Source organism: Dietzia natronolimnaea, from assembly GCF_002289575.1.
Taxonomy (GTDB): Bacteria; Actinomycetota; Actinomycetes; order Mycobacteriales; family Mycobacteriaceae; genus Dietzia; species Dietzia natronolimnaea_A.
In genome coordinates, this window is record NZ_NTGA01000005.1 from 140,546 (window position 1) to 155,465 (window position 14,920).

Consider the following 14,920-nt stretch of genomic DNA (forward strand, 5'->3'; position numbering starts at 1 on the left):
ACCACCAGAATCACCTGCGAGACGGGGCGCCCCGACGAAGCAATGGACGATCACATGCCGGACGACCCCGTGGTTGCACGATGCACCCCGAGCATCGCTATCTGCCCCCGGAGCTACGGGGGCGGGACACACCCAGAAGGGCGCATCGTGGCGGAAGCGGCGATGGCGGGCGCGGTGGGCGGTGGCGGGCGCGGTGGGCGGTGGCGGGCGCGGTGGGCGGTGGCGGGCGCGGTGGGCGGTGGCGGGCGCAGGTCGCGAGGCGCCCCGTGCGAGACTGGCGTCACAGTTTCGCGCCATTACCTGGAGGGTCCATGACCGACGCCGCCGCCACGCTCGAGCAGATCCTCGACGACCGTTACAGCTGCCGAGGGTTCACCTCCCAGCCGGTCCCAGAGGAGACGATCGACCGGATCCTGCAGATGGCCCAGCGCACGGCGTCGTGGTGCAACTCGCAGGCATGGCAGGTCGAGTTGGTGAGCGGCCAGGCGACCTCCGGGTTCGCCGCGCACCTGACCGAGTACGTTCTGAACAACGGCATGCGGTCGGACCTTCCGGCACCCGAGCGCTACGACGGCGTGTACGGCGAGCGTCGACGGGACAGCGGCTACGGCCTCTACACCGCGCTGGGCATCGAGCGGTCGGACAAGGAGGCGCGGCTGACGCAGATGCTGGAGAACTACCGGTTCTTCGGCGCCCCCCACGTCGCGGTGATCACCTCGGACGCGGGCCTGGGCACCTACGGCGCGGTGGACTGTGGGGGCTACGTGGCAACGTTCCTGGCGGCGGCGTCCTCACTCGGTGTGGCCACCTGCGCCCAGGCCGCCCTCGCGCTGTACTCCGACGGGGTCCGCGAGCACCTGGGGATCGGTGAGGACCGGATGATCGTGTGCGGCATCTCCTTCGGGTACGCGGACCCGGAGCACCCGGCCAACGCCTTCCGGGCCGGCCGCGCGGACCTCACCGACGTGGTCCGCCGCCACGGCTGAGCGGGAGCGGGTGGTCCACCGCCACGGCTGAGCGGGAGCGGGTGGTCTCGGTCCGTCAGTAGAGCTCGCGGTTCTTGGGCTTGCCCGAGATGGCCTGGCGCACCTGGTTCCCCTTGTAGATCGCGACGATCCCCGCGAGTATCGCCACCACGGTGAAGAACGAACTGGCGAACAACGCGATCGGCAGCGCCACCACAGTCACGCCCAGCGCGATCGCCGTGGTGCGCGCATCCTTGCGCACCTGCTGCTTCTGGGCCTCGATAGAGTTCGGCTGGTAGGGCTGCATGCTCATACCATCAGGATTCCATATCCCGGCGACTCGCCGCGTTCTCGGTGGTCGCCACCCCCGCGGGCTGCCAATCGACGCCACCAGAGCTCCGAGTCGCGAGGATCGGCCCCAGCACGTCGATGTCTCCGGCCACGGTCAGCGCGACCCGCGTGCCGTATTCAACACCGAGCACCCGGGCGCCCGCCGCACGCACCGCGCCCTCGAGTCCTCCGGCCAGCGCGTGGTCGACGTCCGCGCGCCACGCCGGGGTGCGGAGCACCTCGACGACCCGCCCGTCCCGCCACGCCTGCTCGATCGCCGCCGAGACCGCCGCGCCGTACGCCCGCGCGAGCCCGCCGGCCCCGAGCTTGGTGCCGCCGAACCACCGCACGACCACCACGCCCACCCCGGTGAGCCCACTACCGCGCAACACCTCCAGCATGGGGGTCCCGGCGGTTCCGGAGGGCTCACCGTCGTCGTTGGAGCGCTCGATCCGGCTGGACCCCGGGACGTCCACCAGGAAGGCGCTGCAGTGATGGCGCGCGTCCGGGTGGGCACGACGGAGGTCGGCGATCAGGTCGCGGGCGGCTGCCTCGTCGTCGCACCTCCTCATCACGGCGAGGAACCTCGAGCGCTTCTCCTCGTACACACCGGTGACGTCCGGGCCGGCGGACAGCCTGAGCTCACCAGTCGCGGAGTCTGTCATCGGACCAGTATCGCCGCGACGCCCCCGCTCGCTGACATTCCCTACCCTGGGGGTGTGACCTCCGCGAGCAGTGACACCTTCTCCGTCTGGGCGCCGACAGCCGACGCCGTCGGCCTGGTCCTGGACTCCGCCGACGCCGACCCGATCGCCATGACCCGCACCACCGACGGCTGGTGGTGCTCGACCGTCGTGCGGGAGCAGGGCAGGGACTACGGGTTCGTGGTGACGGGCGACGACGGCGAGACGAGCGATCCGCGTCCCGACCCGCGGTCGGCCCGTCAACCCGATGGCGTGCACGGGCTCTCACGGGTGCACCGGGTGGATGCCGCCCGCTGGACGGACGCGCGCTGGACAGGTCGCCAACTGGCGGGGTCGGTCCTCTACGAGATGCATGTGGGCACCTTCTCCCCCGGCGGCACCCTGACCAGCGCGATAGATCACCTCGACGACCTGGTGGAGCTGGGCGTCGACATGGTCGAGGTGATGCCGGTGGGCGCGTTCAACGGCGAGTACGGCTGGGGGTACGACGGGGTGGCGTGGTTCGCGGTCCACGAGCCGTACGGCGGTCCGGACGCGTTCCAGCAGTTCGTGGACGCCTGCCACGCGCGCGGACTCGCGGTGTGCCTGGACGTGGTCTACAACCACCTGGGCCCGTCCGGGAACTACCTCCCGGAGTTCGGCCCGTACCTGTCCGCGGCCGACGGTCCGTGGGGCTCGGGACTCAACCTCGACGGCCCGCACTCGGGCGAGGTGCGCCGGTACATCATCGACAACGCCCTGCGTTGGTTCGACGAGTTCCACGTGGACGCCCTGCGGTTGGACGCGGTCCACGCCCTGCACGACGGCTCGGCCGTGCACCTGCTCGAGCAGTTGGCGGTGGAGGTCGAGTCGCTGTCGACACACCTCGGACGACCGCTGTCCCTGATCGCGGAGTCGGACCAGAACGACCCGCGGCTGGTCACCTCCCGCGAGGGCGGCGGGCTGGGCCTCACGGGGCAGTGGGACGACGACGTGCACCACGCCGTCCACGCCGCGGTCTCCGGGGAGCGCCAGGGCTACTACTCGGATTTCGGCTCCCTCGAGGCGTTACGCCAGGTGCTCACCGGGGCCTTCCTGCACGCGGGGACATGGTCGGCGTTCCGGGGCCGGGTGCACGGCCGCCCGCTGGACGTCGAACGTGTGCCGGGCAGCCGCTTCGTCGCCTACACCCTGACCCACGACCAGGTGGGCAACCGCGCCGCGGGCGATCGGCCGTCGGTCAACCTCACGCCGGCGCAGCAGCTGGCCAAGGCCGCGATCATCCTGTGCTCCCCCTTCACCCCGATGCTGTTCCAGGGCGAGGAGTGGGGCGCCCGGACCCCGTTCTGTTTCTTCACCTCGCACCCCGAACCCGAACTCGCCGACGCCGTGCGCCGGGGACGGACCCGCGAGTTCGCCGAGATGGGATGGGACCCGGCCACCGTGGCCGACCCCCAGGACCCGGAGACGTTCCGCCGGTCGGTGCTGGACCGGTCCGAGCAGTCGGAGGACCAGCACGCCGGGATCCTGCGCGGGTACCGCGAGCTCATCGCGCTACGGCGGGCCCAACCCGAGCTCAGCGATCCGTGGCTCGGGGCGGTGCGCGTGCGGTGCGGGGTCGAAGCCGACGACGGTCGTTGGTTGATCGTCCACCGCGGCTCTCTGGCGTTGGTGGTGAACCTGGGAACCGAACCGAGCAGGGTCCCGGTCACCGGCGAGGAGGTGCTCACCTCGGGAGCGGTGGTCGACCACGACTCCGTCTTCTGTCAGGCCTTCGGGTTCGCGGTGGTGCGCACCCGCCCGGTGACGGGGTGACCGGGCTCAGGTCAGGTACTCGTACGCCGCGGTTCCGGGCTCGAGCCGCTCGCAGTCGATACGCGAGGCGTCCATGCGTTCGAGCAGGGAGTGCAGACCGGTGGCCGAGCCGAGTTCGATCCCCACGAGGGCGGCCCCGTACTCGCGGTTGTTCCGCTTGAGGTACTCGAACTGCGTGATGTCGTCCTCCGGCCCCAGCACCTCGTCGAGGAATCGACGCAGCTGACCGGGTTCTTGGGGGAACTTGACCAGGAAGTAGTGCTTGAGGCCCTGGTGGACCAACGAGCGTTCGATGATCTCGCTGTACCGCGAGACGTCGTTGTTGCCTCCCGAGATGATGCAGACGACCGTCGCACCCTCATCGATGTCGAGCTGGTCCAGTGCGGTGACCGCCAACGCGCCGGCGGGTTCGGCGATGATCCCCTCGTTCTGGTACAGCTCCAGCATCGCGGTGCACACCGCGCCCTCATCCACGGTGAGGACCTGGATCCGCTCGGTCATCGAGGAGATCACCCCGAACGGGAAGTCGCCGATCCGGGCCACCGACGCGCCGTCGACGAAGGTGTCCACGGTGTCCAGGGTCACCGGCTCCCCCGCTTTCAGGGCCCTGGTCAGCGACGGGGCCCCCGCGGGTTCCACCGCGATGACCTTGCAGTCGGGGGCGTACTCCGCCAGGTAGGTCGCGAGACCGCCCACCAGCCCGCCACCGCCGACGGGCACGACCACCGCGTCGGGGACGCTGTCGAGCTGCGCCAGTATCTCCGCCGCGATGGTCCCCTGGCCAGCCATGGTGTCCGGATGGTCGAACGGCGGGACCATCGTCGCGCCGGTCCGTTCGGCGTCCGCCCGGGCGGCGGCCTGAGCCGCGTCGAAGTTGACGCCGGTGACCACCAGCTCCACCCAGTTGCGTCCGTGGGCGAGGATCCGGTCGCGCTTCTGCTTGGGGGTGTTGGTGGGAACGTAGATGCGGCCGTTGATCCCGAGGCTCCGGCAGGCGAAGGCGACGCCCTGGGCGTGGTTGCCCGCACTCGCGGTCACCACTCCGGCGCTGCGCTCGTCACCAGTCAGCTGCGACATCAGGTTGTATGCGCCGCGAATCTTGTACGACCGGACCGCCTGCTGGTCCTCGCGCTTGAGCAGGATGGTCGCACCGGTCTGCTCGCTCAGCCGCTCGCTCTGGTGCAGCTCGCTGGCGAGGATCACATCGCCGATGCGGCGGGCAGCGGTGTCGATGTCGTCGGGGGTCACGACCTGGGTCGCGGCGGAGTCGGTCACGGTCACGACGACCAGTGTCCCACCGCGCGGTCTGTCACCGCCAACTGGTCATCCGGTGAGGCAGCCCGGCCCGAGGAGCGCCTTGAGGTCCCCCATGAGCGAGGACGACGTCTCGACCCGCAGATGGTCGTCCAGACGCAACACCGTGGACGAGTTCCCGTTGACCAACCGTAGGTGGACGTCCGAGGGTCCGGGGTGCCGCCCGAGGACCTGCTTGAGGGCGGTGACCGTCTCGATGGTGCACATCTTCGTGGGCAACGTCAGCGCCAGAGGGGCGCCGTTGCCGCCCACGACCAGGTCCGGCACCTCGAGGGTGTCGCCGAACACCGAGACCCGGTCCTCGCGGATGTTGATGCGAGCCTTGACCAGGACGACGGCGTCCTCGGCGATGTCGAGGGCGGCGAGGCGATAGGTCTTGGGGAAGAACAGCACCTCGACGCTGCCGTTGAAGTCCTCGATCGTCACGATCGCCCACGGTTCGCCGTTCTTGTTGACCCGCCGGTCCACGCCGGAGATGATCCCGCCGATCGTCACCGCGGTGCCGTGCGGGAGCTCGCCCTCGTGGATGGTGGCGATCGACGTGTCGGTCTTGGCGGCGAGCGCGGACTCCAGCCCGTCGAGGGGGTGGCCCGAGACGTACAGTCCCAGCATCTCCCGCTCGAGCGCCAGCTTCTGCTTGATGTCCCACTCCTCGTCGGGGACCCGGACCGCGAAGACGTCGCTGAACGCCGAGGCTCCCCCGGCGTCCTCCGCGTCCCCTCCGCCGAACAGGTCGAACTGGCCCACCGCCTCGGCCTTCTTGGTGGACATCACCGACTCGACCGCGTCGGCGTGGACCAGGAACAAGCCCTTTCGAGGGTGTCCCAGGGAGTCGAACGCTCCGGCCTTAATCAACGATTCGGTGACCTTCTTGGTGCACGCGGTCTGGTCGATCTTCGCCAGGTAGTCGGAGAAGTCGGTGAACTCCCCTTTCTCCTTGCGCGCGGACACGACGGAGTCCACCACGTGCGTACCGACGTTGCGGACCGCACCCATCCCGAAGCGGATGTCCTCGCCCACCGAGACGAAGTTGGTGAGCGACTCGTTGACGGACGGCGGCAGCACCCGGATCCCCATCTGCCGGCAGTTGGACAGGTACAGCGCGGCCTTGTCCTTGTCGTCGCCCACGGAGGTGAGCAGGGCGGCCATGTACTCCGCGGGGTAGTTGGCCTTGAGGTAGCCGGTCCAGAAGGACACCAGCCCGTACCCGGCCGCGTGGGACTTGTTGAAGGCGTAGGAGGCGAACGGCTCGATGGTGCCCCACAGAGCGTCCACGGCCTCCTTGGAGAATCCGCGCTCGCCCATGCCACCGGAGAACTTCTCGTACTCGGCGGCCAGGACCTCGGCCTTCTTCTTTCCCATCGCCTTGCGGAACCCGTCGGCCTCACCGGCCGTGTAGCCCGCGAGTTCGCGGGAGATCGCCATGATCTGCTCCTGGTACACGATCAGCCCGTGGGTCTCGCCCAGGATCTCCTTGAGCGGCTCCTCCAGCTCCGGGTGGATCGGGGTGAGCTCCTGCTTGCCGTTCTTGCGGTCGGCGTAGTTCCAGTGCGTGCCCATCCCCATCGGTCCGGGCCGGTACAGGGCGAGGGCGGCCACGATGTCGTTGAAGCCGGTGGGCTTCATCCGCTTGAGCAGCTCGCGCATGCCGCCGGAGTCCAGCTGGAACACTCCCAGTGTGTCGCCGCTGGCCAGCAGGTCGTAGGTCGCCTGGTCGTCGGTGCTGAGCGTGTCGAGGTCGATCTCCTCGCCGCGGTTGGACTTGATGTTCTCCAGGCAGTCGCCGATCACCGTGAGGTTGCGCAGGCCCAGGAAGTCCATCTTGAGCAGGCCGATGTCCTCGCACGAGGGGTAGTCCCACCCGGTGATGAGGGCGCCGTCCTGGGCACGCTTCCACATGGGGATCACGTCGAGCAGCGGCTCGGAGGACATGATCACCGCACACGCGTGGACGCCCGCCTGGCGGACCATGCCCTCCAGCCCGCGGGCGGTGTCGTAGATCCGCTTGACGTCCGGATCCGTCTCGATGAGCTGCCGGACCTCCGAGGCCTCGCCGTAGCGCTCGTGCTTGGGGTCGGTGATGCCCGACAGGGGGATGTCCTTGGCCATGATCGCCGGCGGCAGGGCCTTGGTGATCCGGTCGGCGATCGCGTAGCCGGGTTGGCCGAAGTTCACGCGGGCGGCGTCCTTGATAGCGGCCTTGGTCTTGATGGTGCCGAACGTGATGACCTGGGCGATCTTGTCCGAGCCCCATTTGTCGCTGGCGTAGCGGATCATCTCGCCGCGGCGGCGGTCGTCGAAGTCGATATCGATATCCGGCGCGGACGGGCGCTCCGGGTTGAGGAATCTCTCGAACAGCAGGCCGTGCTCGATCGGGTCGATGTTGGTGATCTTGAGTGCGTAGGCCACGAGCGCGCCCGCCGCCGAGCCGCGGCCCGGGCCGACCTTGATCCCGATGGATCGGGCGTACTCGATGAGGTCACCGACCACGAGGAAGTACCCGGGGTACCCCTTGCCCTTGATCACCTCGAGCTCGAACTGCGCGCGGTCCAGGTACTCCTGCGGTACCCCGGCGGGGAAGCGCCATTCCAGACCCTTGTGGACCTCACGGGCCAGCCACGTGTCCTCCGTCTCGCCCTCGGGGACGGGGAACTTGGGCATCCGGTCCTTCGGCGCCCAGATCTCGTCGTACGGCTGGACGCGTTCGGCGATCCACAGCGTGTTGTCGCACCCACCGGGGATCTCGGGGTCCCACTGCGCGCGCATCTCGTCGGCCGACTTGAGAAAGTACCCGTCGCCGTCGAACTTGAAACGGTTCTCGTCGGCGAGGGTCTTGCCCGTCTGCACGCACAGCATCGCCTCGTGGGCGTGGGCCTGTTCGCGGGTCACGTAGTGACAGTCGTTGGTCACCAGCGGCGGCATGCCCAGGTCCCTGCCCAGTGTGATCAGGTCCTCCCGGACCCGCCGCTCGATGTCGATCCCGTGGTCCATGAGCTCCAGGAAGAAGTTGTCCTTCCCGAAGATCGACTGCCACTTCTCGGCCGCCTCGTAGGCCTCCTTGCGCTGACCGAGGCGCAGGCGGGTCTGGATCTCTCCGGAAGGACATCCGGAGGTGGCGATGATCCCCTCGGAGTGCTCGGCCAGGATCTCGGCGTCCATGCGGGCCCACTTGCCCAGTTGACCCTCGTACGAGGCCAGGGAGGACAGCAGGAACAGGTTGCGCAGCCCGGTGGCGTTCTCGGCGAGCATGGTCATGTGGGTGTAGGCGCCCGACCCGGCGACGTCGTCACCCTTCTGGTGCTTCTCGCCCCACGTCACGCGCTTCTTGTTGAGCCTGGACTCGGGGGCGACGTATGCCTCGATACCGATGATGGGCTTGATGCCGGTCTTGACGGCCTGCTTGTAGAAGTCCGAGGACCCGTACATGTTCCCGTGGTCGGTCATGCCCACCGCCGGCATCCCGAGCCTGGAGGCCTCGGCGAACATCGGGGTGATCTGCGCCATCCCGTCGAGCATCGAGAACTCGGTGTGATTGTGCAGATGCACGAACTGGGATCCGCCCACGCAGCATTCCTCCTACGGCTTGTCCGGCCCAGTGTAGGTCGGCGCACCGACACGACCCGAAACCCCAGCACGCACCGAGCGTGGCGTCCGCCCCGCCAGCGTGAACGCGATCACCGCGGTCCAGATCAGCGCGAAACCGGTCCACTGGACCGCGTCCAGCCGCTCGCCCACCACCAGCAGTCCCCAGGCCATCTGCAGGATCGGGATGATGTACTGCAGCATTCCCACGGTGGCCAGGGGGATGCGCTGGGCGGCCGTCGCGAACAGGAGCAGGGGCACCACGGTCACCACCCCGGAGGCGGCCAGGAGAGCCGAGTGGCCCACCCCGTGTCCGGTGAAGGTCCCCGCGCCGGTCACACCCAGCCACACCAGCACGGACAGGGCCAGCGGGCCGATGACCAGCACCTCCCCGGTCATCCCGACCACCGGGTCCCCGCGGAGCTTCTTCTTGAAGACCCCGTAGAACCCGAAACTCGTCGCGAGGAGCAGCGAGAGGTACGGGACGTGTCCGTACCCCACGGTGAGAACGCCCACCGCGACCACGGCGAGGGCCACCGCGACCACCTGGGGCCGGTTCAGCCGCTCGCGGAAGATCAGGACCCCGAGGAGGACGCTCACCAGGGGGTTGATCGTGTACCCGAGCGCGGCCTCGGTGACCCGTTCGGAATTGACCGTGTGGACGTAGACACCCCAGTTCACGGTGATGAACGCGGCGGCCCCGGTGATTCGCGCCCACGAGAGACGGTCGAGGGCCCACAGCTGCCGCCACCGCCGGGTGACGGTGAGCACCAGCGCCATGATCACCAGCGACCACACGACGCGGTGGCCCACGATCTCGACCGCACCGGCGGGTTCGAGCAACGGGAAGAACGCGGGGAAGAACCCCCAGAGCGTGTACGCACAGACCCCGGCGAGCATCCCGAGCGCCACGGAGCGATCGGCGGAGTCCTGCCCCCCGGTCGCCCCACCACGCTCGCTCACCGGTGCCATCTCGGCTCCCTCTGGTTCACGCCGAGGGGACGGGCGCGTCGTCCGGCAGCGGGAACGCGGCGTCCACCTGCTGTGGTTGGAGGGGCCGGACGGCGAACCGCTGCCACACCGCGTCGGGGGGCAGCGCCTCGACGGCCCGCACCGACGGCCGGCCGGCCGCGTTACTCAGCTGCGCCGGGGTACCCCGGGCGAGCAGACCGATGATCGCCGGCTCCCCTGATCGGATCCGCGCGGCGGTGAGCGCGGCCGCCTTGGCCGCCCGGTCGGCGTCGGGCGGAGCCTGCCCCCCATCCGGTCGCTCGGGCCCGGTGGGGATCACTGCGTCCAACCGGTGCGCCACGTCATCGAGGCCTCGGTCGAACACCGGCTCACGGCCCGACTCCCCCGACACCGGCTCGGCCAGCGTCACCCCGGTCACGGGCATCGCCACGCCGTCGACCGGCACCTGGACATAGAGCCCGGAGACCCTGGGCAGGCCACGGACCACGGCGGCCGCCTCCGCGGCGGACCACGGCCGGGCGGCGGTCACGAGCGCCCAGCGGTGGGCGTCCGCTCCGGTGGCGGGGTCCTCGCCGTCGTCACCCAGCTCACCGTCGTCAACCATTTCGCCGTCGTGCCTTAAGGAGCTCGCGTCACGCGCCAGGTAGTCGTCGACCGGTTCACCGTTCTCGGGTCCCAGTGCATCGCTCATCGCCCCGGGAGTGCGCGGGAGCTCGGTGCGCAGCGCGGTGAGGACGGCGACCAGTGCCAGGACGATCACCACGCCCACGCCCGCGACCGTGAGAGCCCTCAGCGCGACCGACCGGGGCGTGGAGCGGTCGGCTGCCGGGGCAGGGCTGCTCACGCCGCGCGCAGGGCGTCCAGCGCGTGCTGGAGATCGTCGGGGTACGGGCTGGTGAAGTCCACGCGTTCACCGGTGCCCGGGTGGTCGAAGCCGAGCCCCACCGCGTGCAGCCACTGCCGCTCCAGCCCCAGCCGCTTCGCCAGCACCGGGTCCGCGCCGTAGGTGAGGTCGCCCGCGCACGGGTGGTGGAGGGCCGAGAAGTGGACGCGGATCTGATGGGTGCGACCGGTCTCGAGCTTGACCTCGACGAGCGTTGCCGCCTGGTGCGCCTCGAGCGTGTCGTAATGCGTGATGGAGTGCTTGCCGTCGGAGGTGACCGCGAACCTCCAGTCGTTGGAGGTGTGGCGGCCGATGGGCGCGTCGATCGTCCCGGACAGCGGATCGGGATGTCCCTGCACGAGAGCGTGGTAGGTCTTGTCCACGGTGCGGTCGCGGAACGCCCGTTTGAGCAGCGTGTACGCCCGCTCGGAGGCCGCCACGACCATCAGTCCGGACGTGCCCACGTCGAGTCGGTGGACGATCCCCTTGCGCTCCGGCGGCCCCGAGGTGGAGATGCGGTATCCGGCGGCCGCCAGCCCACCGATCACGGTGGGGCCGGTCCAGCCCACGGAGGCGTGGGCGGCCACGCCGACGGGTTTATCGACGACGACGAGGTCGGCATCCGAGTAGACGACGGCCATCCCTTCGACCGGCTCGGCGACCACCGCGGGTTCGGCCCGCGGATCGGGCATCTCGACCTCGATCCACGACATCCCGGTGAGCTTGTCGGACTTACCCACCGCCCGGCCGTCGACCAGCACCTTGCCCTGCCCGGCGAGATCGGCGACCGCGGTACGGGAGAGTCCGAGGAGGCGGGAGACACCGGCGTCCACCCTCATCCCGTCGAGACCGTCCGGGACGGGGAAGGTGCGCAGCTCACCCATCCTTCGTGACCTTCTCCGCCGGCCCACGTGAGCCGTCGAACTCCACTCCCTTGAACACGGCGACGGCCACCACGACCACACCGATGACCAGACTCGAATCGGCGACGTTGAACACCGGCCACCAGCCCACCGAGACGAAGTCCACCACGTGGCCCTCCAGGAAGCCGGGAGCGCGGACGTAGCGGTCCACGAGATTGCCCGCGGCGCCACCCAGGATCAACCCGAGCCCCCACGCCCACCACCTCGAGTGGACCCGGCGCGAGAACCACAGCAGTCCCAGCACGACCACGGTGGCCACGAGACTCAGCACGACGGTCGACCCCGTGCCCATCGAGAAGGCCGCGCCGGGGTTGCGGAGCAGGAGGAGCCGCACGGAATCACCGACGATCCGGATCGGGTCCTGCCCCTCGAGACCCCACACCGCCAGCGCCTTGGTCGCCTGGTCCACCGCCACGATCACCGCCGCGATCACCAGCATGGCCGCCGGCCCCGCCCTGAAGTATCGGGCACCGGTCCCACCGGGCGTCGTCCCCGCCGCATCGGCCCGCGTCCCGTTGGTCTCCGTCATGCGCTCCAGTATCCCTGATCCCCCGGCGGGGCCGCCGGGTGCGGTGGACCGACCCTCTAGGCTCGGGGGTCGTGAACCCCCGAACGCCCTCCGCCTCCGGCCGTCCCCGACCCGTCCGTTCCGGTCGGCGACTGCTCGTCGCCGCACTGGCCACCGCGCTCGTGGCCTCCACCGCCGCATGCGCGGACGAGGGCGACGCCGCCGTGGACGACACCGTCGCCGCACAGGAGGGCCAGGCTCTCGAGCCCGCGGTGGAGGTCGACCCCGGACCCGCCCCCACGGTCGAGCTCCTCGACGAGGGCTCGGGCGAGCTGCGGGTGATGGCCTACGCCCCGTCCCGCGACGCCGTGACCGTCGCCGTCACCAGGTCCGCGTCGGCTCGCACGACCGTCCCGGGCGCGGAGACGAGGGTCGACGAGACCCCCGAGCAGACACTGACCGTCGAGGGCCTGTCGGAGCCGGACGTCGACGGCGCCCAGCGGGCCACCGTCACGGCCCGGGAATTCACCTCCGTGGACGAGCTCCGTTCCGCCCAGTTCGCCACCGCTCCAGGGTTCGCGGTCACCTGGACCCGCAGTGCCGACGGCATCGTGCGCGGCCTGTCGTTGGAGGCGCCGGCCACCGCGACGGACGCCGCGCGGGCGGGGGTCGAGATCACGGCGAACTCCGTATCCGACGCGACCGTCGCGTGGCCGACCGAGGCGATCGGGGTGGGGGCCCGGTGGACCGTCACCCGCAGCGTCGAGGACGCGGTGGCGCCGGAGCGGGCCGTGACCTACGAGCTGACCGCCCTCGACGGCGACGTCGCCACCGTGTCGATGGAACTGGCGGCACCCGACGCCGCCGCGACCCTGGACGCACCGGCACCGGATGGCGGCCCGGGCGTCACGCTGGAGGTCGAGGCGTACGAGGTGACGGGGTCGGGTGAACTCACCGTGGACCTCCGCGCGCCACTGCCGGTCGACGGGACGACGGAGTCCTCGACGCGGGCCGTGTACGTGGACCCGGGTTCAGGCCGACGCACGACCTACGTCGAGGACTCGGTGCTGGAGTTCCGCACCGCCGGGTGAGACCCCGCGGGGGGTGGACCCGGCGGGGTCTTCAGGAGATCAGGCGACCTGGCAGGTGGCCGGCGGTTCGAGCCCCGCGTTGGTGATGAGCGCACAGGCGAAGGACTGCTGCAACTGCCACTGACCGCCCTGCTGGATGAACTGGGCCTGGACGTTGATGTCCTCCTGGCCGGGCTGGATGATCACCGCGTTCGCGATGAGCGTGCCGGGGATGTCGCCCTCGGCGGCGCCGGTGATGATCACGTCGGCGCCCTGCTCGGCCTTGAGCGCGGCGATCTGATCGAAGAGCTCCGGCGCCTCGGCGCCGCCCTCGACCAGGTCGACCTTCTCCTCCACCGGCACCGCCGGGTCGGAGGCCCGGGCGAGCAGCTGGGTCAGCTCCTCGGCGGTGGGCACGGGGGCGGCCGTCTGCTCGGTCGCGGTGGGGGCCGGTGCCGTCTCGCGCCCTCCGTCGTCATCCCCGCCGCATGCGGCGAGACCGCCCAGGGCGAAGGCGGAGAGGGAGACTGCGGCGATGGTCCGTCGAAGACTCACGCATGGTCCTTTCGTCGTGATGTGCAACTGTCGGGCCGTTCAACAGCCCAACGGATACCGACGCTCCATTGTTCCACCGTCCACGGCCCGGGTGGTTGACGACGAGCCCGGAGCCCACCACTGTGGACCGGGTGACCAGCGTCGAGACCAGCACCGATACCCCCCACGTCGTGATCTGCACCACCGGCGGGACGATCACCGCCTCCACAGTGCCGGGAGGGGCGGTGGTGGCGGGCGACTCGGCCGCGGCGACGCAGGCCATGCTCGAGGGGCTGCGCTCCGCGCTGCCGGCCTCGATCCGGGTGAGTGCGCGGGCCGTGCTCGACGCCGACTCGTCGACGTTCGGCCCCGCGGAGTGGGACGGCCTCGTCGACGCGGTCGCGGACGTCCTCGTCGATCCGGAGGTGGCCGGGGTCGTGGTGGCCCACGGGACGGACACGCTGGAGGAGACGGTCATGGCGCTGGACCTCCACCACAGCGACCCCCGGCCGGTGGCGGTCACCGGTGCCCAGCTGCCCGCCGACCACCCCGAGTCCGACGGGCCCGCGAACCTCCTCGACGCGGTGCTGCTCGCGGCCGACCCGGTCTCACGTGGTCTCGGCGTCCTGGTGGTGCTGGGACGGGCGATCCTCCAGGCCCGAGGGGTCCGCAAGTGGCACACCACGGAGCCCGTCGCCTTTGCCCGCAACGCCCCGGACCAGCCGGTCGAGGGCCTGCCACCGGAGCTCGAACGGCCCACCCTGCCCGGCCGGGCCCGGTTCTCCGGGACCCGGGTGGACGTGGTGTCCTGCCCGCCCGGCTCGGACGCCGTGGCGCTGCGGGCCTGCGTGGACGCCGGGGCCCGCGGGCTGGTCCTCGAGGGGACCGGGTCCGGCAACCTGCCCCCACTGGTGGCCGAGGCCGTTGCAGACCTGGCCGTGGAGCGCCCGGACATCGTGGTGGCGACCTCGACCCGCGTCCCGCGGGGCGAGGCGACGCCCACGTACTCGGGCCCCGGCGGCGGGGCGGATCTCGCGAGGCGAGGCGTTCTGAGCTGCGGTTACCTGCGCTCCTCCCAGGCACGGGTCCTGCTCGCCGCGCTGCTCTCCCTCACCGAGGACGGTGCCGGCGCCGCTTCGGTCCGGGCGCAGTGGTCCAGGTACCACCTCTACAGCTGAGGATCATCCTGTCTCCGACGCCCCCGCGGGGTGCGCGGGCTCTTCGTCCGGTTCGTGAGGGGTTACGCGGCCGGATCGGTCCAGACGGACAGCGCACCCGGGGTACAGCTGGGTATGCGCGGTGGCAGAGCAGACTCCCCCCCCCCCCCCCCCCCCCCCCCCC

At 70.5% G+C, this 14,920-nt stretch carries 13 protein-coding genes; 4 read left to right on the plus strand and 9 right to left on the minus strand.

Annotated features, from left to right (window positions below; genetic code table 11):
- Nucleotides 1-311 precede the first annotated feature (311 nt).
- Nucleotides 312-986, plus strand: coding sequence for a nitroreductase (locus tag CEY15_RS03410; protein ID WP_095717308.1), 675 nt, complete (start codon nt 312-314; stop codon nt 984-986).
- A gap of 55 nt (nt 987-1,041) precedes the next feature.
- On the opposite strand, the gene CEY15_RS03415 is transcribed toward CEY15_RS03410, so the two are convergent.
- Entirely contained in the window at nt 1,042-1,278 is a 237-nt protein-coding gene (locus CEY15_RS03415; protein ID WP_095717309.1) for a hypothetical protein, read from the minus strand.
- 4 nt (nt 1,279-1,282) lie between these two features.
- On the minus strand, nt 1,283-1,960 hold the full coding sequence (locus CEY15_RS03420; RefSeq protein ID WP_095717310.1) for an IMPACT family protein: 678 nt from the start codon (nt 1,958-1,960) through the stop codon (nt 1,283-1,285).
- 54 nt (nt 1,961-2,014) lie between these two features.
- Between CEY15_RS03420 and treZ the strand changes: the two genes are divergently transcribed.
- Nucleotides 2,015-3,793, plus strand: a complete 1,779-nt coding sequence (gene treZ, locus CEY15_RS03425) for a malto-oligosyltrehalose trehalohydrolase (RefSeq protein WP_095717311.1) — start codon at nt 2,015-2,017, stop codon at nt 3,791-3,793.
- Nucleotides 3,794-3,799: 6 nt separating this feature from the next.
- On the opposite strand, the gene ilvA is transcribed toward treZ, so the two are convergent.
- From ilvA to lspA, 6 genes are read right to left on the minus strand one after another with little or no spacing between them, the layout of a single operon-like run.
- Nucleotides 3,800-5,074, minus strand: a complete 1,275-nt coding sequence (gene ilvA / locus CEY15_RS03430; protein ID WP_095717312.1) for a threonine ammonia-lyase IlvA — start codon at nt 5,072-5,074, stop codon at nt 3,800-3,802.
- Between the two features lie 42 nt (nt 5,075-5,116).
- Nucleotides 5,117-8,671, minus strand: a complete 3,555-nt coding sequence (gene dnaE, locus CEY15_RS03435; RefSeq protein ID WP_095717313.1) for a DNA polymerase III subunit alpha — start codon at nt 8,669-8,671, stop codon at nt 5,117-5,119.
- 12 nt (nt 8,672-8,683) lie between these two features.
- Entirely contained in the window at nt 8,684-9,661 is a 978-nt protein-coding gene (rarD, locus tag CEY15_RS03440; RefSeq protein ID WP_095717314.1) for an EamA family transporter RarD, read from the minus strand.
- Nucleotides 9,662-9,677: 16 nt separating this feature from the next.
- The gene (locus CEY15_RS03445; protein ID WP_245847186.1) at nt 9,678-10,505 is read right to left on the minus strand and encodes a hypothetical protein; all 828 of its coding nucleotides are present in this window, start codon (nt 10,503-10,505) and stop codon (nt 9,678-9,680) included.
- Nucleotides 10,502-11,428: an RluA family pseudouridine synthase gene (locus CEY15_RS03450; protein WP_095717315.1), complete on the minus strand. Its 927-nt coding sequence runs from the start codon at nt 11,426-11,428 to the stop codon at nt 10,502-10,504. The genes CEY15_RS03445 and CEY15_RS03450 overlap by 4 nt, the downstream gene beginning before the upstream one ends.
- Nucleotides 11,421-11,996: a signal peptidase II gene (gene lspA, locus CEY15_RS03455; RefSeq protein ID WP_095717316.1), complete on the minus strand. Its 576-nt coding sequence runs from the start codon at nt 11,994-11,996 to the stop codon at nt 11,421-11,423. Before lspA ends, CEY15_RS03450 begins: the two co-directional genes overlap by 8 nt.
- A 71-nt stretch (nt 11,997-12,067) precedes the next feature.
- Here lspA and CEY15_RS03460 point away from each other — a divergent pair, with 71 nt between their 5' ends.
- Entirely contained in the window at nt 12,068-13,066 is a 999-nt protein-coding gene (locus tag CEY15_RS03460; RefSeq protein WP_095717317.1) for a hypothetical protein, read from the plus strand.
- A gap of 39 nt (nt 13,067-13,105) precedes the next feature.
- Here the strand turns inward: CEY15_RS03460 and CEY15_RS03465 are convergent, their stop codons facing one another.
- Complete coding sequence (locus CEY15_RS03465) at nt 13,106-13,600, minus strand: hypothetical protein (RefSeq protein WP_095717318.1); 495 nt, start codon at nt 13,598-13,600, stop codon at nt 13,106-13,108.
- Nucleotides 13,601-13,731: 131 nt separating this feature from the next.
- Here CEY15_RS03465 and CEY15_RS03470 point away from each other — a divergent pair, with 131 nt between their 5' ends.
- Nucleotides 13,732-14,757, plus strand: a complete 1,026-nt coding sequence (locus CEY15_RS03470) for an asparaginase (RefSeq protein ID WP_245847189.1) — start codon at nt 13,732-13,734, stop codon at nt 14,755-14,757.
- The last annotated feature ends 163 nt before the right edge of the window (nt 14,758-14,920 follow it).

What these genes read in the sequence shown, in the direction of transcription:
- CEY15_RS03410 (WP_095717308.1), top strand. Translation starts at nt 312, where the DNA reads ATGACCGACGCCGCCGCCACGCTCGAGCAGATCCTCGACGACCGTTAC.
- CEY15_RS03415 (WP_095717309.1), bottom strand. Translation starts at nt 1,278, where the DNA reads ATGAGCATGCAGCCCTACCAGCCGAACTCTATCGAGGCCCAGAAGCAG.
- CEY15_RS03420 (WP_095717310.1), bottom strand. Translation starts at nt 1,960, where the DNA reads ATGACAGACTCCGCGACTGGTGAGCTCAGGCTGTCCGCCGGCCCGGAC.
- rarD (WP_095717314.1), bottom strand. Translation starts at nt 9,661, where the DNA reads ATGGCACCGGTGAGCGAGCGTGGTGGGGCGACCGGGGGGCAGGACTCC.
- CEY15_RS03450 (WP_095717315.1), bottom strand. Translation starts at nt 11,428, where the DNA reads ATGGGTGAGCTGCGCACCTTCCCCGTCCCGGACGGTCTCGACGGGATG.
- lspA (WP_095717316.1), bottom strand. Translation starts at nt 11,996, where the DNA reads ATGACGGAGACCAACGGGACGCGGGCCGATGCGGCGGGGACGACGCCC.